The 22580-nt window shown below is 53.9% G+C and carries 18 protein-coding genes; 11 read left to right on the top strand and 7 right to left on the bottom strand.

Annotation, left to right across the window (positions count from 1 at the left end; genetic code table 11):
- The first annotated feature begins 15 nt into the window (after positions 1–15).
- On the top strand, positions 16–807 hold the full coding sequence (locus L6H98_RS04065) for an SDR family oxidoreductase (RefSeq protein WP_236413102.1): 792 nt from the start codon (positions 16–18) through the stop codon (positions 805–807).
- A 437-nt stretch (positions 808–1244) separates the two neighbouring features.
- Here the strand turns inward: L6H98_RS04065 and L6H98_RS04060 are convergent, their stop codons facing one another.
- Both L6H98_RS04060 and L6H98_RS04055 read right to left on the bottom strand, forming a co-directional pair.
- A complete protein-coding gene (locus L6H98_RS04060; protein ID WP_236413100.1) occupies positions 1245–1796 on the bottom strand; it encodes a GNAT family protein in 552 nt (183 codons plus the stop codon).
- A 33-nt stretch (positions 1797–1829) separates the two neighbouring features.
- Positions 1830–2069, bottom strand: a complete 240-nt coding sequence (locus L6H98_RS04055) for a DUF2164 domain-containing protein (RefSeq protein WP_290371423.1) — start codon at positions 2067–2069, stop codon at positions 1830–1832.
- A 417-nt stretch (positions 2070–2486) separates the two neighbouring features.
- On the opposite strand from L6H98_RS04055, the gene L6H98_RS04050 reads away from it, so the two are divergent.
- Positions 2487–4178: a glutamine--tRNA ligase/YqeY domain fusion protein gene (locus L6H98_RS04050; protein WP_236413099.1), complete on the top strand. Its 1692-nt coding sequence runs from the start codon at positions 2487–2489 to the stop codon at positions 4176–4178.
- Between the two features lie 117 nt (positions 4179–4295).
- Here L6H98_RS04050 and L6H98_RS04045 read toward each other — a convergent pair whose 3' ends face one another.
- A complete protein-coding gene (locus L6H98_RS04045) occupies positions 4296–5528 on the bottom strand; it encodes an MFS transporter (RefSeq protein ID WP_236413097.1) in 1233 nt (410 codons plus the stop codon).
- A gap of 106 nt (positions 5529–5634) precedes the next feature.
- Here L6H98_RS04045 and L6H98_RS04040 point away from each other — a divergent pair, with 106 nt between their 5' ends.
- From L6H98_RS04040 to L6H98_RS04005, 8 genes are all read left to right on the top strand, one after another.
- Positions 5635–6252, top strand: a complete 618-nt coding sequence (locus L6H98_RS04040) for a molybdenum cofactor guanylyltransferase (protein WP_236413095.1) — start codon at positions 5635–5637, stop codon at positions 6250–6252.
- A gap of 248 nt (positions 6253–6500) precedes the next feature.
- On the top strand, positions 6501–8507 hold the full coding sequence (locus L6H98_RS04035) for a beta-galactosidase (protein ID WP_236413711.1): 2007 nt from the start codon (positions 6501–6503) through the stop codon (positions 8505–8507).
- Positions 8508–8749: 242 nt separating this feature from the next.
- Positions 8750–10540, top strand: a complete 1791-nt coding sequence (locus tag L6H98_RS04030; protein ID WP_236413093.1) for a sensor histidine kinase — start codon at positions 8750–8752, stop codon at positions 10538–10540.
- Positions 10537–11619: a response regulator gene (locus L6H98_RS04025; RefSeq protein WP_236413091.1), complete on the top strand. Its 1083-nt coding sequence runs from the start codon at positions 10537–10539 to the stop codon at positions 11617–11619. The genes L6H98_RS04030 and L6H98_RS04025 overlap by 4 nt, the downstream gene beginning before the upstream one ends.
- Before the next feature lie 100 nt (positions 11620–11719).
- Positions 11720–13000: an extracellular solute-binding protein gene (locus tag L6H98_RS04020; RefSeq protein WP_236413088.1), complete on the top strand. Its 1281-nt coding sequence runs from the start codon at positions 11720–11722 to the stop codon at positions 12998–13000.
- A gap of 186 nt (positions 13001–13186) precedes the next feature.
- Positions 13187–14071 (top strand): sugar ABC transporter permease, encoded by an 885-nt coding sequence (locus L6H98_RS04015; protein ID WP_236413086.1) that lies wholly within the window; start codon positions 13187–13189, stop codon positions 14069–14071.
- Positions 14068–14895 carry a carbohydrate ABC transporter permease gene (locus tag L6H98_RS04010; RefSeq protein ID WP_236413084.1) on the top strand — a complete coding sequence of 276 codons (828 nt, stop codon included), beginning with the start codon at positions 14068–14070 and terminating at the stop codon, positions 14893–14895. Before L6H98_RS04015 ends, L6H98_RS04010 begins: the two co-directional genes overlap by 4 nt.
- A gap of 19 nt (positions 14896–14914) precedes the next feature.
- Complete coding sequence (locus L6H98_RS04005) at positions 14915–15106, top strand: hypothetical protein (protein ID WP_236413082.1); 192 nt, start codon at positions 14915–14917, stop codon at positions 15104–15106.
- Positions 15107–15342: 236 nt separating this feature from the next.
- On the opposite strand, the gene L6H98_RS04000 is transcribed toward L6H98_RS04005, so the two are convergent.
- Entirely contained in the window at positions 15343–16839 is a 1497-nt protein-coding gene (locus L6H98_RS04000) for a PLP-dependent aminotransferase family protein (RefSeq protein WP_236413080.1), read from the bottom strand.
- 268 nt (positions 16840–17107) lie between these two features.
- Between L6H98_RS04000 and L6H98_RS03995 the strand changes: the two genes are divergently transcribed.
- Complete coding sequence (locus L6H98_RS03995; protein WP_236413078.1) at positions 17108–17716, top strand: LysE family transporter; 609 nt, start codon at positions 17108–17110, stop codon at positions 17714–17716.
- A 209-nt stretch (positions 17717–17925) separates the two neighbouring features.
- On the opposite strand, the gene L6H98_RS03990 is transcribed toward L6H98_RS03995, so the two are convergent.
- From L6H98_RS03990 to L6H98_RS03980, 3 genes are all read right to left on the bottom strand, one after another.
- Complete coding sequence (locus L6H98_RS03990) at positions 17926–18762, bottom strand: methyl-accepting chemotaxis protein (protein WP_236413076.1); 837 nt, start codon at positions 18760–18762, stop codon at positions 17926–17928.
- Positions 18763–19026: 264 nt separating this feature from the next.
- Positions 19027–20028, bottom strand: a complete 1002-nt coding sequence (gene moaA / locus L6H98_RS03985; protein WP_236413074.1) for a GTP 3',8-cyclase MoaA — start codon at positions 20026–20028, stop codon at positions 19027–19029.
- A gap of 119 nt (positions 20029–20147) precedes the next feature.
- On the bottom strand, positions 20148–22373 hold the full coding sequence (locus L6H98_RS03980) for a methyl-accepting chemotaxis protein (protein WP_236413072.1): 2226 nt from the start codon (positions 22371–22373) through the stop codon (positions 20148–20150).
- Positions 22374–22580: the final 207 nt, after the last annotated feature.

The following is a 22580-nucleotide window of genomic DNA, read 5'->3' as shown; positions in this document are numbered from 1 at the left end:
TAGGAGGCATGAACGATGGATATGGGACTGCGGGGAAAAAAGGCGCTTGTGCTTGCATCCAGTCAGGGACTGGGCAAGGCGGTGGCGAAGCAGTTGGCTGCGGAAGGCGCCGACGTGATGCTTGCCAGCCGGAATGAGGATAAGCTGAAGGCCGTGCAGCAGGAACTGCTGGGGCTGGGCGGTGGCGGGCGAGTCGAGTACTGCGTGACCGATGTTACCCGCAAACAAGATATCGATGCCCTTATGAGCAAAACCGGGGATTGGTCCGGCGGCAGAATCGACATTTTGGTCAACAATTCGGGCGGGCCGCCCTCCGGCACCTTCGAGTCGTTGACGGATGAAGACTGGGAGCGCGCGTTTGAACTGAACGTGCTCAGCTACGTACGTCTTATCCGGGGAGCGCTGCCTTTGATGAAGCAGCATGGCGGACATATCGCGAATATCGCGTCATCATCGATCAAACAGCCGATTTCCGGCCTTATTTTGTCCAATACGTTCCGTACCGGGGTGTTCGGCATGGCCAAGACGTTATCCCAGGAGCTTGGGCCATACGGCATTTTGATCAATACGATTGCTCCAGGTCGGATCGGGACGGACCGTATTCGCGAATTGGATGCCGCGCGTGCAGAACAGTCTGGCATCACACAGGAGGAAGTGGCGGAGCAGTTCCTGACCGAAATTCCGCTAGGCCGTTACGGCGAACCCGAGGAGTTTGCAAAGGCTGTGCTGTTTCTGGTGTCCGGGGCAAACACCTACATTACCGGGGCATCGCTGGTGGTGGATGGCGGTATGATGCGGGCGCTGTAACGCTGCGTTCGAATAACGATTGGGGACGTAAGCGCAAAGAGGATGCTTCAGAGTAGAAGTTCGAGAATTGAGTGAACCTGTGAGTGCTTTATTTGATCGGAAATGCGTTCTCGCAGAAGCAAATGGACCACAGACACACTATTTCTGGTGAAATGGCGTGTTTATGGTCCGTTTGCGTCCATGGCTTTGTTCCCTGCCCAGCACGGCTCTGCGGGCGAGCACCGTCAACAAGGGCGATTACGCGCTAAGATGGATGGGCAGCTCGACCGGCTGGAAGCGACCTTGTTTTACAGTAAAAACGTGATCTCAAACGTTAAAGAAGCCCCTCGCCTGGAATGGGCATTCCCAAGAGGCGAGGGGCACTCAAAGCCCGTGCTTTTAAAAGCGGCGATGATATATCGCATGCAGGGCCGATGAAGCCGAAATTATGTAGTCCTTTAACGCAAAAGCTCCCATTCATGCTGCAGCATGCCGTATACGGCATGGTTGACGTAACCTTTGATCGGCAGCTTCTCCGCTTGGCGAATCACGCCTTCAAGCACGAATCCAAGCCGCTCAGGGATGGCCCGGCTGCGTTTGTTGTTGGTGGCGCAGCGGATTTCGACGCGGTTCAGATCGAGCGTTACGAGCGCGTAATCCACGAGGACGCGGCAGGCGCTTGTCATCAGGCCCTGGCCCTCGAAGCCTTTGCCAAGCCAGTAGCCGATGCTGACGGAACGATGGGTCCAGTTGATTTCATGAAATCCGATGACGCCGGCCAGCTCTCCTTTTTGCCAGACGCCGGCGGTGAATCCGCCGTTCTCTGCGCCCTGTTTTAACGCATTGCTTATGAAATGGGTCGTGTGATCGAGCTCCGTAACCTGGTCAACCCAAGGGAGCCAATGTCTCAGTTGGTCACGGGAGCGGTCCGTCAGCTCGAATAACGTTTTGGCATGCTCCAGGGCCAGGGGGCGAAGCTCCGTATATTCATCCAATGCATAGGTAAACATGAGTGCAACCTTCTTTCTTCGTAAAATGGGTGATCAGCGGGAACGCGGCGGTTTGCGCTCCAGGGCGAACAAGTCCTCTTCGATGGAAGCGATGCGCTGATTGACGGTCGTGCGGGCGTCGCTTAATGCCTGATTATATATGTAGGGTGCCAACTGGGTCATGAATAAGTCCAGCACGCCCCAAGCCGCCAGGTCGCCAAGCTCTTCCCCGCGTTCGTCCGCGAAATAGGTCTGTATGGACCGTATGGCTTCATCCTGCTGTTCTTTGGTCAGTTTTAGTGTGTTCAGAACGGGAATCCCTCCCCTGAATGATGATGTTTTCGCGCGTCAGAAAGGTCAAATTCCCCGTGAAATGCCCCTCTGATTTCGCGAGACATAATGGCTGAAAAACGCGCTCCGAATGTTCAGTGGCATGCGTTGGTCTGCGTTTTTCCTAATATCATGCTACATGATTCGCGGGAACCAGTCAAAATGGTTTTAGGCCTATCTTCCAGTGCGCAAAATCCCAATTTGGTGCCGTTATTTATTGAACTCGTTCCGCGTTAAAGGTATATTTAAATGAAAGCAGTACGAAACTTTTCCAAAGAAAAGAAAACGCACGGAATTTGGCTTCGTACCATGAAGGAAATACTGCGGGAATGGTTGCCGTTCCTGAATGCTTCAATCCATACACACGAAAGGTTGATACCGATGGAGAACCGTACTACCCCTCCCAATTTTATCAAAAATATCATTGCCGAAGACCTCCGGTCCGGAAAAGTCCAGGAAGTGGTTACCCGCTTTCCGCCGGAGCCTAACGGATATCTGCATATCGGCCATGCCAAGGCCATTTGGATCAACTTTACGCTGGGTGCCGAATTCGGCGGCAAAACGAACCTGCGTTTCGATGATACGAACCCGGTCAAGGAAGACGTGGAATACGTAAACTCCATCCAAGAGGACGTGAAATGGCTTGGATACGAGTGGAACGAGAAACGTTACGCTTCCGATTATTTCGACGAGATGTACAAGCGTGCCGTATTGCTGATCCAAAAAGGGAAAGCATACGTCGACGATCAAACGGCCGAGGAGATCCGCGAAATGCGCGGTACGCTGACCGAGCCGGGCAAAAACAGCCCTTATCGCGATCGCAGCGTGGAAGAGAACTTGGATCTGTTCACGCGCATGCGGGCAGGCGAATTCCAGAACGGCGAAAAGGTGCTTCGCGCCAAAATCGACATGGCATCGCCGAACATCAACTTGCGTGATCCGGTGATCTACCGGATTTCTCATGCCCATCATCATAATACGGGCGACCAATGGTGCATCTACCCGATGTATGCGTTCGCGCATCCGATTGAAGATGCCATCGAAGGCGTAACGCATTCTCTCTGCTCCCTGGAGTTCGAGGATCAACGCCCATTCTATGACTGGGTTATTGCCGAATGCGAGATGGAAAGCCAGCCGCATCAGTACGAATTCGGTCGGCTGAACCTTTCCCAAATGGTGACGAGCAAACGCAAGCTGAAGCTGCTCGTGGACGAAGGCCACGTCGACGGATGGGACGATCCGCGCATGCCGACGATCTCCGGATTGCGCCGCCGCGGATATACGCCGGAAGCGATTCGCGATTTTGTGTTCGAGACGGGCATCTCCAAAAGCCAAGGCGTCATCGACCTGCAAACGCTGGAGCATTTCGTCCGTGAAGACCTGAAGCTGAAAGCTCCGCGTACGATGGCTGTCCTGCAGCCGCTGAAAGTGGTCATCACCAACTATCCGGAAGGCCAAGTGGAGTGGCTTGAAGCGGAAAACAACGTGGAGAACCCGGAAATGGGCAGCCGCCAAATTCCGTTCTCCCGCGAGATTTACATCGAGCAGGACGACTTCATGGAAGATCCGCCAAACAAATATTTCCGTCTGTTCCCTGGCAACGAAGTGCGCTTGAAGCATGCCTACTTCATCAAGTGCAACGACGTGATTAAAGATGCAGAAGGCAACGTGACCGAGATCCATTGCACTTACGATCCGGAAACGAAGAGCGGCAGCGGGTTCACCGGCCGTAAAGTGAAGGGAACGATCCATTGGGTGGAAGCAACGCAGGCCGTCCCTGCCGAGTTCCGTTTGTATGAGCCGCTGATCGCAGCCGAATCCGCCGAAGAAGAGGAAGCGTCAGAACTGGAAGGGCAGCCGGAAAAAACGTTCCTGGATCAATTGAACCCGAATTCGCTTGAAGTGGTTCACGGGTTCGTGGAGCAGGAAATGCAGGAAGCAAAAGCATATGACAAATTCCAATTTTTCCGTCACGGCTATTTCAGCGTCGATCCGAAATATTCGGTACCGGGCCGTCCCGTGTTCAACCGGGTAGTTTCGCTGAAAAGCTCGTTCCAGCTCCCGAAAAAGTAAAATAAGCGGCATAACTTATATGCAAAAAGGGCGTCATCCATGGCCATGGCCGTGGAATGACGCTCTTTTTTTGAGTTTGGGGGATTCGCTAAGCAATCCAAGAGGCCTGGACAACATCTATCGATCCTCTTCGTCCATATTGCCCAGTTCGGTCAGTACCGCAGGCTGGTAGCCGTTTCGGCGGTTCATCAGCCACATGACGGCAAACCCCGCTGCGCCGATCAGCGAGAAGAATACGCCGATATTGTACATGATCTCGGCACCGAAATTTTGGAAGAGCCAGCCCCCGAACAGGCCCGCGATAACGCCGGACAATCCGCCCCAAGCCATCGTGTATACCGCCTGGCCGGAGGATCGGTACGGTTTGGGGATGAACAGCATCGTGAGCTGGGTGCCGACGTAGAAATAACCGCCAAACGTCACGGAATGCGTCAGCTGAATGAACACGATTTCCAGCGGGCTGGTTGCTCCGGCCATGAGCTGCCAACGGAGAGCAAACAGCAGGCAGATGAGAACGAGATAAGCCAGCAGCATGCTCATTCTGCGTTTGAGCAGACGATCCAGCAGCAGGAAGACGACTGCCTCAAGGATGGAAGACGTGAAAATGGCATAACCGACCATCTGTTTGCTTCCGCCCATTTCCGTGATGTACAGGGACATGAAGGTACTGTTCATGGCATTGGGCACCGACACCAGCACGCCGAGGCCGATGAACGTCATGAAATACGGGTTGAACATGACCCTGCCGAACCGCCGGAACGTGATGACAGGCGTGTCCGAAGCGATGGGCTGTCTCGGCAGCAGCAGCGAGAAACCAAACGCAATGACGATCATGACGGCAAACACGATGGAGACGCTCCGTATGCCCAGACGATCGATCAGCGGACCGGCTGCCGCCGCCGTCAACGCCCAGCCCAGTGAACCCCATAACCGGAATGTGCCGAACTTCTGTGACGTTCCGTCGATATATCCCAGGATGAGGCTGTTGGTTTGAGCGAACAAGGGACTTTGAAAAAAATAAAAAACGATCATGGATGCATAAATCCAGGAATACGTCGGTGCATAGAAAACCGCTTGGGCCAACACGAAGGTACCCGCCATCATCAACATCAGCACAACGCGGATGTTGCGGGACTTGTCGCTCCAGTACCCCCAGAACGGGTTGGCAAACAATGATACAAACGGGCCGATGGCCATCAGGCTGCCGATCTCGAGCTTCGTCATGCCGATTTCCTGAAGGTACAGCTGCAGGAAGCCGGCAAAGATGGAGATGGCGCCGTAAATGAAAAAGTTATACAGTTTGAGTGAGGTTAAAGAGGCGTTTCCTCTTTCAGGCACGGTTCTATCCAAAGAGGGCCATCCTTTCCGGGTCATATTGTTCAAATGTATCATTTGTTGAAAGGGGATTCAATGTATAGAATAAGTTTATCATGATTGAAATAAAGGGATGATACCGATGACGAATGCAACAACATGGACGGGAATCATATTGGCCGGGGGGTTGTCCAGCCGCATGGGAACGAACAAAACGCTGCTTGTTCTGAATGACGCCACAGTGCTTGAACGGACTGCAGCCGCGCTGGCCCCGGAGGTCTCGCAGATTCTCATCTCGGCCGGGGAGCATACTCGCGATTATGAACGATTCGGTTATCCGTGCGTCCCTGATCATTATCCGGGAAAGGGACCGCTGGCCGGTCTCCACGCCGCACTTCAGGCCTCGAGGACCGATTGGAATATGGTCTGCGCCTGTGACATGCCGCGGGTTCAAACCAACCTTTTTGCAGGCTTGAAAAGGATTGCTGCCGAATCGGACATGCAATCGCCCGTCATTGTGCCGCGAGTGAACGGGCGCATTCATCCACTTGCAGGCGTATATCACCGAAGCGTGCTTCCCGGATTGGAACAACGGCTGCAGGAAGACCGTTTGCGGGTGACCCGCTGGCTGGATGAAATCGGCTGTCGTTATGCGGATGCTGACGAGTTGGAACACGCCGGCGTTCATGCAGCAGAACGGCAGCTGGCCAACATGAACACGCCGGAGGATTATCGGCAGATGCGGACAGAGCCTTTTTGACCCTGAATCAGAGGTTTACCCCGGAAAAGGGTAAAAACAACTTGCCTTGTGCCATCGGCACCCGTATTATACTTCATTATAATCAGTTTAGAGGCGGCAATGAAGTCTGGGGAAGCGGACTAAGGTCTCCCGAAAAGGGAGTCTTTCTCCGATAATAATGGAAACGCTACCATTTATCTGTGGATGAATTCACTGCATGAGCCAGTGCAAAAACCGATGCCTTGATGACCCAAAGGAGAGTGCTGATGATGAACCGATTGATGTACGGCGTTGCTTATTATGATGAATATATGCCTTACGAAAGATTGAGCGAAGACATACGAATGATGAAGGAAGCGGGCATTAACGTCGTTCGCATTGCGGAATCGACCTGGAGCACGCACGAACCCCAGAACGGCGTATTCGATTTCTCGTCCGTGGATCGGGTGTTGGACGCCATGCATGCGGCCGGCATTCAGGTCATTGTCGGAACGCCTACGTATGCCGTACCGACATGGATGGTCAAGGAACATCCGGACGTGCTGGCCACGACGGCTAAAGGACCCGGCAAATACGGAGCGCGCCAGATTATGGACATCACGAACCCGACCTACCTGTTCTATGCCGAGCGCATTATTCGCAAACTGATCTCGCGCGTATGCAAACACCCGGCGGTGATCGGCTATCAGACCGACAATGAAACGAAGCATTACAATACGGCAGGGGATAATGTGCAGCTGCAATTCGTCAAATATATGCGTGGCAAATTTGCTTCCCTGGACGAGCTGAACAAGGAGTTTGGACTCGATTACTGGAGCAACCGCATCAATAGCTGGGAGGACTTCCCTTCCGTGGTAGGCACGATCAATGGCAGTTTGGGTGCCGAGTTTGCCAAATTCCAGCGTCAGCTGGTCACGGACTTTTTGGCATGGCAGGTCGGCATCGTGAACGAATACAAGCAGGAAGGCCAGTTCGTGACGCAGAACTTCGACTTTGACTGGAGAGGTTATTCCTACGGCATCCAGGGAGATGTGAACCATTTTGCTGCATCACAGCCATTCGACATCACGAGCGTGGATATCTATCATCCTTCCCAAGATGACCTGACCGGGATCGAAATCTCGTTTGGCGGCGACGTCGCCCGGTCAACCAAACAGGCAAACTATCTTGTCATGGAGACCGAAGCCCAGGCGTTTCTGAACTGGGTCCCTTATCCGGGGCAGCTGCGATTGCAAGCATTCAGCCATCTCGCTTCCGGAGCGAACATGGTCGCCTACTGGCATTGGCATTCGCTGCACAATTCATTCGAAACGTATTGGAAGGGACTGCTCAGCCATGACTTCGAACCGAATCCGGTGTATGAGGAAGCGAAGACGATTGGACGCGATTTTGCAAGATGGAGCCCGCAATTGGTCAATTTGAAAAAAACGAACCGCGTAGCTATCCTTGCCAGCAACGAAGCGCTCACGTCGATCAAGTGGTTCGGCTTTCAAGCCCAAAGCGATAAAACCTACAATGACGTGGTGCGCTGGATGTACGACGAGTTATACAAAATGAACGTGGGCTGCGATTTCATCGACCCGTCCGTGAAGAGCTTAGAAGGTTATGATGTCATTGTGGTGCCCGCGCTGTACGCGGCTCCGGACGAACTGCTGGAAAGGCTTAATGCTTTCGTGAGGGACGGCGGCCATGTCGTGTATTCTTTCAAAAGCGGATTTGCCAACGAACATATCAAGGTTCGCTCCACGCGCCAGCCGGGCATCATCAGCGAAGCTTGCGGCATCAAGTACAGCATGTTCGTGGAGCCAAAGCATGTATCGCTTCAAGGCGACCCTTTCCAAGTCGGTGAAGGGCAAAACCAAGTGCACACCTGGATGGAACTGATAACGCCGACGACGGCCGAAGTGCTCGCTTGGTATGATCATCCGCATTGGGGCACATATGCCGCCATCACGCAAAACGCGTATGGGAGCGGAAAAGCAACTTATGTCGGGTGCTTCACGAGTTCAGCGGTAATCCGCGAAGTGCTTAAGCGGGTTCTAAAGGAATCCGGCGTGTGGGGGGCCGATCAGGAGCTGGCATTCCCATTCATCGTAAAATCGGGCGTCAACGGACAGGGAAAAACGATTCGTTATTACTTTAATTATTCCGACAATCCGGTTTCGTTCATATATCCGCACGGCAGCGGGAGAGAGCTTCATGCGGATGAACCGGTTGAAACCGGTCAGGAGCTGAAGCTGGAACGATGGGGAATGCAAATTATTGAAGAAATATAAACGACCGTTAACGTGGTTGGTCCATGATGGTTTACATTGGCTTGTTAAGTGAAAATATAGAGATGGAGGCGCCCTTGCTGTTTATGCTGGGGCGTTTCATTGTCCTATCGGAAATTATAAACATATCGACACATTTGCTTCCCGTAGGTTTCATGGTGGACTCCCGCTGAACGCGAATGTCTGCCTCGGAAGAAATGAGGATGCACCGTTTTATATTCAAGCGCGATCGGGGGAATGCGCCTATGATTACCGAAATGTATCGCAAGCTGGCTGATCCGTTCAAACGCAGCATCCGCAACAAACTGATCCTGACGATGACGCTGGTCGCGGTATTGCCCGTGCTGGTTATGACCGCGATGGCGGCCGAAAATGCCCGCTCTTCGATGGAGGAAGAGATTATGGAGACCAACCGGGCCAACATGAAGTGGGCTTCGGCTTACTTGGGAGAGCAGTTCGCCCGCATGAACAACCTGATTTACTCGATCCAGATCAGCGATGAGGTGCACCAGTATTTGGCGCTGAACCGGGATGCGTCGGCCTCGAGCCGTTTCGACGAGCAGAAGGCCGTGTTCAACATGCTCAACAGCGTGTACTACTCTGCCGGCAATTATGTGTTCGGCGTGGAGCTGTACCTGAAGGAATTGGATACGTTGTTTACGTTCAACTCCATGGAAAACCGGATTAAATCGGTTTCGGGCATTCCGGCCGAGTATCATGAGCTTTTTGCCGAGCACAAAGATTTTACGATTATCAATGATCCGAACGACCCGGAAAAATTCCATATGACCCGCAGCATGAACCGCTTTGAGGACCAGGCCCAGATCGGGGCGATCAGCCTGGAAATCAAATGGACCGTGTTCAACCAGACGCTGGAGCTGCTGGATGGCCGGGGCGATTACACCGTGTACATCTCTGACCCGTCGGGCCATCCGGTGTATCAGCCCCATTCCGAATTCCAGCCTTCGGCAGAAGCATTGGACAAACTGGCGGATACCCAAGACGATGCGGGTTTGATCCGTACCGAGCGGGAGTATGTCTTTTACCATTCCATCGACCCTTCGGGACTGCGTCTCGTCAAGATCGTGCCTGCCCATGTCATTAATGAGAGCGCGTTGGAAACGATGAAATACGGACTTGTCGTAGGCGGCTTGGCTACGCTGATTTCGGTGGGACTGGCAGCGCTCGTTGCCTGGCGCACGGCCAAGCCGATCGTCAGTCTGGCCAATGCCATGAAAGGCATTCGGCTCATCAAGGACAGGGAGGTGGTTCGCACCGGACGCGTGGACGAGATCGGGCTGCTGGAAAAAAACCTGCATGGCATGGCTGGCCGCATCCGCGAGCATATCCGCGAAAACTACCAAATGAATCTGGATAAACGTACGGCAGAGCTGAAGGCTTTGCAGTCCCAGATCCACCCGCATTTCTTGCAAAATACGCTGCAAATGATCGGCGGCATGGTGTATTCGCAAAAGCCTGCCGACACGTACAAAGTGATTCGTGCGCTGAGCGAGATGTTCCGCTACATCGTGCGGGCTCCGGACGGGCTGGTTTCGCTCCAGAGCGAGCTGGACCAGCTTGAACATTACATGCTGATCCAGCAGCAGCGATTTGCAGGCAGGCTCGAATACCATCTGCAGATTGAAGCTGATCTGAAGGGATGTGCCATTCCGAAGCTTACACTTCAGCCTATTGTGGAGAATGCGTTCGTGCACGGCCTGGAAAACAAAAAGGCGCAATGGAAATTAAATATTGAAGTTGCTCGGGAAGGGAAGAAGATCATCATTCGCGTTCATGACAACGGGCTGGGCATGGATGCCGGGAAACGGAGCGAACTGCAAGCCAGACTGGAGCGTGTAGCCATAGAGGGAGACCGGGTATGGAGTGCCGGGACAAGCATCGGCCTTGTAAATGCGGCATCGCGCATCACCATGCATTTTGGCCCTGGTTATGGAATGAGCGTCGACAGCGAAGTAGGAGAGGGAACGACAGTGACGGTACGCATTCCGTTTGACGAGGGAGGAGAAGTCGTATGAGCGTGCAGCCTTATCGAGTGTTATTGGTCGACGACGAACCGTGGAACAGGGATATTTTGCGCAATTTGGGGGAGTGGGAGGAACTCGATATGGTCGTTGCTGGCGAAGCGGAGGATGGGGATCAGGCTTTGCAGCAGCTGCAGCAGCAGAATCCCCATATCATCATTACCGATATGCGCATGCCGGGCACCGACGGGGTTGCCTTGCTGGAAACATTGAGCGCGCAGTTCCCGCAAATCAAAGTGATCGTGGTGAGCGGCTATGATGACTTCAATTATGCGAAACATGCCATTCGGCACCGGGCAGCGGATTATTTGCTCAAGCCGGTTAATCCGGATGAGCTGAACGCCGTGCTTGCAAAGTGCAAGCGTGATCTGGAGAAGGTCCGTTACAGCCCGGAAGGGTGGGAGCCTTATTCCCGGATGTTTGCTGGGGAATTTTCGCGTTTTCAGCAGCAGGTCCGCATTCGATTCAACGAACTGAACATGCCGGAGCTGCGAGATCTTTTCAACCAACTGGAGGAGAAACTGGAAAAAGAGGACATGCGGAAACCGCAGCAATTGGGCAGGGTCGTCCATGATTTGCAGACCCTGCTCGGGGAACTGTGCAGTTCCAATGGAGCGGGTGAGCAATCTTCGGCAGCAAAGCCTGCTCCTCCATCCGCATTGACAACGGCGTCAGCGGCGCTGGCCTGGACGTTTGACCTCTACAGTCAGGCGCTGGAAGGCGTGATCGCGCAGCGGAAGTTCAAGAATAAGCTGAACCTTGAAGAGGTCAGGCATCACATGGAGCAGCATTGCATGGAAGCGATCACGCTGGAGCAGCTGGCACAAGTCTTTTTTGTCAGCAAGGAATATCTGAGCAAGGCGTTCAAAAAGGAATACGGCATCACGGTTGTCGACTACATCGTGCAGCTGCGGATGGCCAAGGCAAAGGAATGGGTGATGGACGACAGCATTCCATTCAAACATATCGCCGAAATGGTCGGGTATGAGGATGTGTCCTATTTTTATCGGGTGTTCAAGAAACATTTCGGCTTGTCTCCCGGAGAGATGCGCAAGGGACAAAGTTTAAAATAATCCAATGCAAGAGCTCCGTATTGTCCAATGAAGCGCTTTCATTACAAGCATATAATGGGCTTATGCAAGACAAACCAGTCACACCGGGAGGTCATGAGAGATGAAGGTATGGAAAAGCGTCGCAAGTGCGGTACTGGTCAGCGTACTGCTCGCAGGGTGCGGTCAGAGTACGGGAACGGACGAATCGCAGGGAGGCTCTGCATCCGGCAGTACGGTCAATTTGAAAATATTCGTTGCGCAACCTCGGCTGAAGGAACATTACGATAAATATATAGAACAGTTCAAGGCCAAGGAGAAGGCGGAGAAAAACATTGAAGTAAACGTGCAGCTGGAGATGCCGCCGGCGGACAATGCTGCGCAGATTCTGAAGACACGCTTGGCCTCGAACGACGCGCCTGACGTATTCGCGGTGCACGCGGTCAACGAAATTCCGCCGTTCAGCAAGGCAGGTTATCTGGAAGACCTGTCAGATCAGCCATTCGTCGACAAATTGCTTGATTCGGTGAAACCTTCCGTGACAGATGCCAATGGTAAAATCGTTGCCGTTCCTTTGGAAACGCTGTCATGGGGATACCTCTACAACAAGGATATCTTCAAGGAACAAGGGCTTGAACCGCCAGCAACGCTGACTGAAATGAAGGCGGTCGTCGACAAGCTGAAAGCAGCCGGCATTACGCCGTTCGAGCTGGCCTACAAGGAAGCTTGGGTACCACAGCTCTTCCTGCCGCTGACGGTAGGCGCGCTCACCCAATCCGAGCACAAGGATTTCCTGGACAAAATGAATCAGGATCAGGGTTCGTTTTCCGACATGAAAGCGATGTTTGATGCCTTTGACCTGGTGACGGCAAACGGCACGGAGAAGGCGCTGGAAGTCGGCGCGGACGACGGAGCGGCTGCATTTGCAACAGGCAAAGCGGCGATGTGGGTACAGGGTCCGTGGTATGCGGAGACCATTCTGAAGTCTAACCCGGACATCCATTTCGGCGTTGCGCCGATGCCGATCAACGACAATCCGGACGATACCAAAATCAATCTGAGCACGTCCACGTCGCTCGCCGTTTCTTCCAGCAGCAAAAACAAGGAAGTGGCGCTCGATTTCGTGAACTACATTCTCGACGACAAAGACTCCAGTGCGTTCTATGAAGCGCTCAAATTCAATCCGGTAGCGAAAGTCCACAACTTTGAAAGTTTCCCTTGGGTGGACGATGCCATGAAATACGTCAATGAAGGCAAAGCCTATCAGGATCCGTCGGTACCGCAGGCAGTGAAGGATGAGTCAGGCAAGGCGCTGCAGGGCTACTACTCCGGACAGTTGAACCAACAACAGGTGATCGATGCGCTCGACAAGGCGTGGAAATCGTACAACAAAGTCAACAAGTAGGAAACTGTGAATCAATGAGTACGCGCTTTTGTTGACAAAGCTCCACAGCAGTTGGAGCTTTGTCAACCCATTAGCGGCCATTTATTCATCACAGTCGCTAAGCTGAAGAAATGGGGTGGCAGACATCGCCTTCCATCCCCCGTTTCTGCTTATATGCTCATCGCAAATAGGGGGAGGACCCGGCCTATGGCTACGAATGTTTTCAAAAAGTATTTATCCTTGCTGGCGTTTACGGCACCGGCCTTTATCATTTATGCCATATTTCTGCTCATTCCGACATTCGGCGGCATGTTCTACAGCTTGACGGACTGGAACGGGCTAAATAAGGACTACAGCTTCATCGGTTTGGGCAACTTCGTGGAGCTGTTCAAGGAAGATCCCGATTTCCTGAATTCGCTGTGGTTCACGATGAAGTACGTCGTATTTATGCTGATTCTGCAAAACGGAATTGCACTGCTGCTCGCCGTGTTCATCGAGACGCGTACGCGCAGCAAAGGATTGTTCCGGACGCTGTTCTTCATGCCGAACATGATCAGTACAATTATCAGCGCCTTCATGTGGACGTTCATCTTTTCCCAAGTGCTGCCGCAGCTGGCCGAAAAGCTGGCGATAACGTTCCTTGACCAACAGTGGCTGGGGGATCCCCAGTTTTCGTTCTACTCGATTCTGACCGTATCGCTCTGGAATGGCGTGGGGTACATGATGATCATTTACCTGGCGGCCTTGCAGGGCGTACCGAAAAGTTTGAAGGAGGCCGCCGTCATTGACGGAGCGAACGCGTTTCAAGTGCTGCGCAACGTGGTCATGCCGATGATTACCCATGCGATCACGATCTGTTTCTTTCTTACGCTGAACGGCGCGTTCAAGGTATTTGAAGTTGTGTATGGTCTGACAGGTGGAGGACCGGGACGGGCTACGCAGGTGATCACGATGAACATCTATGAAGAAGCGTTCTCGAACAATTTTCGTTATGGATACGCCAGCGCCAAGTCGGTCGTGCTGTTCGTTATCGTGCTGATCTTTACGCTCATTCAGATTACGGTCATGAAGAAGAAAGAGGTGGAAGCATGAGGATGCAAAAAGTCAACAGCTACCTGATCCGCTTGCTGCTCATCGCAGGTGCTCTCTTCGCCATGCTGCCGATCTATATGGCCGTCGTCAATTCGTTCAAAACGCAGGGAGAAATGTTTCAATCATTCATCGCGCTGCCAACGACGCTGCACTGGGAAAACTATACGGATGCGTTCAACAAAATCAACCTGCTGCGCAGTTCGATGAACTCGGCAATCGTCTCGTTCCTCGGCATCGGCGGTATCGTATTCTGCGCTTCCCTGGCCGGATATAAATTGTCGCGTACAGCCGGACGGCTAAGCAACCTGATCTTTTTCCTGTTCGTGGCATCGATGCTGGTGCCGTTCCACTCGATCATGATTCCGCTGACGCGAGTGGCGAAAGGGCTTGCGGTACAAGGAAGCACCTACGGGCTGGCCCTCATTTATGTCGGACTTGGCGTCAACATGGCCATCTTCCTCTATCACGGGTTTGTGAAGTCCATTCCGCGCGAGCTGGAAGAATCGGCACAGATGGACGGCTGTAATGAATTCCAGACGTTCTTCCGCATCATTTTCCCGCTGCTGCTGCCGATTACGGTAACGATTGCGATTCTGGACTTCCTGTGGATCTGGAACGACTTTCTGCTGCCGCTGCTCATGCTGACGGACGTTAACCGCTATACGTTGATTCTGTCAACGAATATGCTGTTTGGCGAGTACAACAAGGAATGGCCGCTGATCCTGTCGTCCCTCGTGCTGACCGCCGTTCCGGTCGTCCTGATCTATGCGTTTTTCCAGAAATTCATCATGGAGGGAATCGCGGAGGGAGCGGTAAAAGGCTGATTTGGTTGGATTGGATTGGATGGGATGGGAACTTTCGAACTGCAAGGTAGCTCAAAGCGGGGATGGAGTGAGCGATAAAGTGGGTGACGAAGCGATCCGTGAAGCAATCTGTGAGGTCGCCAATCTTTCGTTTGGAGCAAATGGAGCAAATCATAAGGGCATTCCGGGCGTCATAACCATGACGGGGAATGCCCTTTTATTCGTGATTTGATCTTGTCCGAGCTGTAACGAACCTGAGACACGCTATGGGGTACTTTTTGGCCCGATTTGAATGCTAACGAACATCAGCGTCTTTATATCGGGGAAAATAGGACTGCTGCGCTCGTTTTGCCTCGAATAACGCGGCTGATGTTCAGCACATAACGTGCGTAGGATTCGTTAGTGACGCGGTCAAAACTGCGTGAGTGCTTGTGAGTGTGCTGTGCAAGGGGGCGTTACATGCGGAATTTAATCCAGCATGCGCTTTGCCGTCTGGGCAAGGATACGCAGGCCGCGTTCCATTTCCTCCGGCGATGCGTAAGCATAGGACAGCCGCAAATGTTCGGCATCCAGGCGGTCGTACAGGTAGCCGGGATGGATTAACACGCCCTGTTCCAGGCAGGCGTGGAACAGTTTGCGGATCGAAGGCTGGCCGGCCGTAAACCGGAGCCAGACGTAGAAGCCGCCGGCAGGCCTGTTCCATTCGGCCAGGCCGCGGAAATGCCGTTCGAGCAGCTCCAGCATGTAGTCCCGCCGCCTGCGCAGCTCGGGGCGCAGGCGTTCCAGATGCTGCTCGTGATGCCCTTCGGCAAACCAGAGTGCGGCAGCTTCCTGAGCAAGGGAGCTGGTTCCGTAGTCGGTTTGCATTTTGATGTCGGCGAGCCGGCGTATGACCTGCTCGGGCCCGACCAGCCAGCCCAGACGCAGTCCGGGGCTGACGGCTTTGGACAGGGTGCCCATGTAGAGCACCCTGCCGTCCCGGTCGCGCGCCTTGAGCGATGGCGGCGGCGGGGCCTCCAGCCACAGATCCGCGTAAGCGGCATCCTCCAGGATGGCGATGCCGGAGGCGTGGGCTGCGGCCAGCAGCTCTTGGCGGCGCTCTTCGCTCATCAGCGCGCCGGTGGGGTTGTGGAAGCTCGGGATCGTATAGAGCAGCGAGATGTTGCTTTTGCCGACCCCTCCGCGCCGGGCAGCTTCTGCCAGAGCAGGGAGCAGCGGTCCTTCGCCATCCATGGCGATGCCGTTCAATTTCAGCCCGGCGGACTGAAAAGCATGGATCGAATACAGATAGGACGGACGCTCCAGCATCACCGCCGATCCGCGCGGAAGCAAACCAACCGATATGAGGTGCAAGGCCTGAATCGAGCCGGACACGATCAGGATGGATGCCGGAGAAGCTTGCACGCCATGTGCCTGCAAATGGGCCGATATGGCGGTGCGCAGCTCCATGCTGCCCTGCGGTTCCATGTAGTTCAGGGTGCGGCTTCGTTCTGGCAAGGAGCGCAAAATGGCCTGAAAGGCATCATGCGGCATCAGCTCGGGAGCAAGCTCGCCCGTTCCCAGCCGGATGATGCCTGGCTGGAATTCCGCCTCGTTAATATGCTGGACCTCAGGCAGGTTGGGGTAATGCGATCCTTCCTCGACGGCTTCGTTCCAATTCGGAAAGGCTGCTGCCTCATGGGCGATCGCATGCCAGCCAGCTCCGCAGACATACGTGCCCCCGCCATGACGTCCTTCAATCATGCCTGCGGCAGCGAGATTGTCCAGCGCGGTGATCAAGGTGCTGCGATTGACCCCCATGGCCTCCGCCATGGCGCGCTGCGCAGGCAGACGGTAACCGGCCGTCCACTCGCCTGCCATGATTTTATCGCGGATATGGAGCTCGATCTGACGGTACAGCGGCAAGGGGGATGCGGGGTTGGGCTTCCAGCCTGCAGCTGTTTGGCCATTGTCGGCATGTTTCATGCCGGTCATCACCTCCAGTAAACGGAATGGGAAAACAAGCGGGTTGTGGGGAATGGCCGCACGGCTGGTCAGCGTGAAGCGCAACTTGATATTTGAGAAACTAATGTCTAAACTCGGCACTCATCGTCAATACTCGGGCGCTTCCTGAGCGTGGCTCAATATGCAGTAACTATACCATTTGGTTGGCTGCGATGCCATCCAATTGGCTGGATACATATTGCATCCTCTCCGCTACCATGACAGTAGAGCACAAAAGGAGGATGCATAAATGGAGGTCATTATGCATGCCGCCATGCTGGCGTTTGGTCTGATTTTGCCGCTTGGCGTGCAGAACGTATTTGTTTTCAACCAGGGCATGATGCAGCCCAACCTGATTCGGGCACTGCCAGCCGTGATTACGGCGGGTCTCTGCGATACATTGCTGATCGGAGCCGCGGTCGGGGGCATTTCGCTTGTCCTGCTGCAGTGGCCGTTATTGGCAGGCGTATTGTATGCCTGCGGCGGCTTGTTCCTGTTATATATGGCATGGAGCGTCTGGCGATCGACCGGGGCATCCAATGCAGCACCGAAGCTCATTGCGCCGGGAAGGCAAATCCTATTTGCTGCTTCGGTATCTTTGCTCAATCCGCACGCATTGCTGGATACGGTAGCAGTAATCGGGACAAGCTCGTTGCAGTACGATGGCAAAGAACGCCTGCTGTTCGCGATCGTGGCCGCAGCAGTTTCGTGGATCTGGTTCTTCGGATTGGCAGGCGCGGGCAGGTGGGTTGGCGGAAGCGATCGTTCCGGCTGGGTCGGATGGTGGTTCAACCGTTTGTCGGCGGCAGTGATGTTTGCCATGGGGATCATGATGCTTTGGAAATGGATGGCGGTTTGAAACACGTTCTTGTTAAAGGTCCCACGACTGGGATAGGGTCCTCACAACCTGCATGAACTGAAAAAGCTTCCTGCCATTGATCGCAGGAAGCTTTCTGGATTTCAAGGAAGTCATTGATGCAGAATGCTCAGAAATGAATGCTCTTTGGGGGAGAAATAAGCCTCATAAGATATGCCGCATTGCGCGCAGGCTTTCCTCCGCATAATCCGTCAGTCGGCTCGAAGCAGCATGGACTCTATGAACGTTTTCAGCTCTTGGCTGACGCTGTTCAGATGTTCGATGACATTGCTGAACTCCGTCACCAGTTCAGCCTGTTGATTGCTGGACTGGGTGATGGAGGTAATCTCCGATTCCATCTGGCGAATGGAATCCTGCACTTGTTTCAGGGAACGTTCAATGTTCACGGTGGCCTCTTTGGTTCCGCTCGAGAGCTTGCGGACTTCGGAAGCGACCACGCCGAAGCCGGCACCGGCTTCGCCTGCCCGCGCAGCCTCGATGGCTGCATTTAGGCCAAGGAGGTTCGTCTGCTCGGAAATTTCGCGAATGAAAGAAGCAACTTTGTTAATTTCGGCCGAATTCTGGACGGCCTGCCGGGAGTTGTCCAGAATTTGAGTCGAAGAAGCGGTCAGCTCTTCGGAATGGGCAGCCACGGTCTGCACCATGTCGGTCAATTGCCCGCCAATGCTGCTGATCAATTCGGTGAATTGCTCCAGTTTTTGTTCGTTCCGCAGCGAAAAGCCGATCGCGAGCGCACCGACGATATGCCCTCCCTCATCACGAATCGGTGTTGCGGCAGAATTGATGGCGGTTCCGTAAAAATGCTCGGCAATGCGGTTGGCCGACGTTTCGCCGTCCACAAGCGCTCGCCGCAGCGTAGGGTCATCCAGCGAGATCGCATCGCCTGCCTTGATTCCGAGGTCGAGGTCTTCGCTGGGCACGTAATATCTGAATTTCTCCATGTCTGTGACGGCGATCATGAGGTTGTGTTCCCTTAGCATGATTTTGAAATAAGGGCTTGCGGCAACAAGGGCATCAATGATATTCAATCTATTCAGCTCCTATACATGAGTGATGTATACAAATGATGCAAGTAGGCCTCGCCAGAAGACAGAATGACGCTAAAAAGATGCTGCGGCTGAATTCTGCTCCGGATTTTACTATTATATAGCGGATCGATGGGCAAGTGGAGCATAATCTCCTTGCCAAATCCACGATATGAAAGCCGCCCGGAATTCCGGGCGGCTTTCATGCAGTCGTCGATATGGTTTCATGGCGGCAATGGACGGGAGCAGGGGACGATCAACCAATCGTTACCCGCCGATCTGGGACATGCGCCGTACGGTCGGCGTATGGCTTTGCATTTTTTTCTCCAGGGCAAGCGCCATTTCATGGTTCTTCGGTTTGCTGCCCAATGCCTTGAGGAAGAGCGCGGCCATCGCGTCCGGGTCGTCCACGTAACGCCGGACGTTGTATTCGTCGGACCAATACAGACATGCTTTGATATGACCGTCTGCCGTGAGGCGGAGCCGGTTGCAGTTATCGCAAAAGTGATCGCTCACCGGGTGAATCAGTCCAAAGGTTCCTTTTGACCCAACCACCTTCATGTTGCGCGAAGGACCGTTCCCGGCAGGACCCGCCGTGTTTTCCACTTCCCAGCCGGCTTCGGCGCACACATTCGTCACCGTTTCCAGCGGCAGATATGACTTGCGCCACGCCTCGGTGGCATGACCGATCGGCATATATTCGATGAACCGCACATGCAGCGGCTGTTCCAGCGTCATGGCGATGAAATCCTTGATTTCGTCATCATTGATGCCTTTCATCAGCACCACGTTCAGCTTGATGGGAGCCAAACCGACTGCCGTCGCGGCTTCGATGCCTTTCAGCACCTTGTTCACGTCCCCGCCCCGGGTAATCATCGAAAAACGGTCCGCGTGCAGGGAGTCGAGGCTGATGTTGATCCGGTTCAGCCCGGCGTCTTTGAGCGACTGGGCCTGCTTCTCCAGAAGCAGCGCATTGGTGGTGAGCGCGATATCCTCAATGCCTTCGATCGCTGAGATCATGGCAACCAGCTTATGCAGGTCTTTGCGGACAAGCGGTTCTCCCCCGGTCAGACGCACTTTGCGCATACCCATCGGAGCGAGCACCTTCAGCACCTGGGCGATTTCTTCATAGCTCATGATCTGGTCATGCGGCGCAAACTCCATGCCTTCGGCAGGCATGCAGTACACGCAGCGCAGATTGCAGCGGTCCGTAACCGAAATACGGATGTAGTCATGTATCCTGCCAAACGAGTCCTGAAGCATTTCCATGCAGACCACCCTTTCATTGACTCGGATTGGATTATTTCTATTTGAAAATGATGCATCTATTCAGTTAGGAACAGTTGCATCAAATTTTAGCCATTTATCCAAAGCGCGTCAATATCACGTCAGATGGCAGCATCCTTCTTGGATGGAGTGAGTTGGAACTGTCCGACGAGCTGCTGCAAAAAGACGGTGATCGCTTCGACGTCATGCGAAGAATGCTGTACCTGCTGCATGTCCAGTACGAGATCCTGCATTTCGGTCTCCACCTCGGCAGAGGTGGAGCGGTTTTTGTGGCTGATGGCGGCAATGCTCTCCATCAGCGTCACGACCTGATCCACCACCTGGGTACGCTGCGTTTCTTCGGCCGTGGCTTGGTGCAATAGACGTGAAGCTTCCTGCACGAGAGCCGAGCCTTCCGCCAGAACCCGATCCCCTTCATGGATGGAATGGGAGGCCGTTCCGGCTGCGGCGGAAATGTTGTCCAGGATGCGGTGAATGTTCTCCGTAGACGTGCGGGACAACTCAGCCAGCTTGCGGATTTCTCCCGCAACGACGGCGAATCCGCGCCCGTGTTCACCTACGTGGGCCGCTTCGATGGAAGCATTTAGCGCCAGCAGGTTGGTCTGGGCCGAGATTTCATCGATGACGGCCAGCGCTTGGTATATTTCCTGCATCGTCTCCATGAAGGACAAAATCGTGCGATTGGTATCGGACACGGTACCGGATATTTCGGACATTTTGCCGCCGATGCGTTCGACCTCCTGACGGGCAACCAGAATTTGCTCAGTGGCGGAGGTCTCCAACTGCTGCAGCGTAAGGCGCATGTGGTCTGCGGCCGCCTTCGCCTGATCCAGGTCCTCAAGCTGCTTGCGGATGCCGCGAATCATGGAGCCGAGCTTGCGGTTTACGCGTTCGGTCGTGCCTTGCGTCGTTTCGGTAGACGACCGCATCTGGAGCTGGTTGTCCATGACGTCGATGGTAGCGAGACGGACCTTCAGCATGATGCCCTCCAGCGAGTCGATCATGTTGTTGATCCATTTGGCGAGTTCCCCCGATTCGTCCTGCGCAAAAGCGGACGTGTCCAAACGCTGCGTCAAATCTCCCCGGCCCTCGGCATTGATGCGGATAAAGCGGGTGATGCGCCTCAGATCCTCATGGACCCTGCGATAATGCTTACGCTGCAGCCTGCGGGCAGTGAACACCCCGAAAACGAGGTTGAAGGCCGCAATGGAGAGCGCTGCCCACACATTCGAAGTAAGAGCATATACGAGCACGGAGCCGATGAAGCCGGAGAGAACGGCATGCAGCCTGTGCGTGTTGGATTGACGCCAACCGATGCTGCGAACCCGGTACACTTCCTCAAGATCACCTTCGCACATCATGCCCCACAGGTCCGGACAATGCGGAAGCTGGAAGGTAATGCCTTTGCCGATGACGGGAATATGCCGGTAGTCCGAGTACCCCGGAAAGGCCGCGAACAGGTTCGAACCGTTGCGAATGGTATTCGCCACGCCCGGGTGCAGCTCGCCCGTCGATGGATCGGTGAACATCAATTCAAGCTCGGTATGTTCTTTCACGGATACGATGCCCCAATCGGTGGTTACGCCATCTTTCAGGTTTTCCCCATGGGTAAACGTCCGGTCTTCAAAGCGGCTGCGGGACAGGGCAGTTCCGGGCGGCAGGTTCGGACGGAGCACGGAGTTCGCCATAAAGATGTAATTATCCCCGGAATCCGGGTAGACATGCCCCGACTCCCGCTGGATCAGATCGCCGATGACATCGCCCGGCACCCTGCTGCAGAGGGAACCAACGTAACGCCCTTGCTGCACGATGGGCCAAATGAACAGGATTGTGATGCTGTCGTGAAATGAGGAAGAGCGGGGGCCGATCTCCAATGTCAGCCGATCGGAATACGGGCCGTACAGACATTTGCGGACATGGGTGCCATCCGATTTGGCGTATTGCAATCCAGGCCCGAATCCGTCGCTTGTTTCGGTATAAATTTCTCCAACGTGCTTCTGATATGTAGAAAATACAACCTGATTCTGCGCATCCAGCATGAAGAGTTCCGTGCTGTCTGCCGAGCGGACATAACTTGCTTTAAACCATGCTTCAAGCTTGTGAAGGGCAGGCGAGTCTTCCGATACATGCTGCAGATGGGTCCCTTGGAGCTGATGGAACAATCGCTCCAGATGATTCCATTGTTCCTCCGCCCAGTCCATGAGAAGCTGCCGCCTCGTTTCGGCAATGCCTTCGAAGATTTGTTCGACGTCCTCCTGAATGTGAGCATTCAACCGATAGGAACGCCACAAAGGCCATCCCTTTTTCCATCCCAGCCATCCAAACATGCTGATCACCCCGGTAATTGGATTTGAAAGCGTTGATAAACGGTTTATATGTGTGTATCTATATAAACCGCACTAAACAATCACACAAGGCACTGCGAGTGCAGTACCATCTTCCGATCGCTGTTATCCCCAGATTTTTTCAAATTTCCCTTTTTCAAAGGGAAAATCCGGTGATCAGCCTATGCTTCCGAAGCAGCTTTCTTTCAG

The sequence above is a fragment of the Paenibacillus sp. JJ-223 genome, from assembly GCF_927798175.1.
GTDB classification, from domain to species: domain Bacteria; phylum Bacillota; class Bacilli; order Paenibacillales; family Paenibacillaceae; genus Paenibacillus; species Paenibacillus hubeiensis.
Note: the sequence above shows the minus strand (reverse complement) of the source record. Positions and strands in the feature narration are given on the sequence as shown.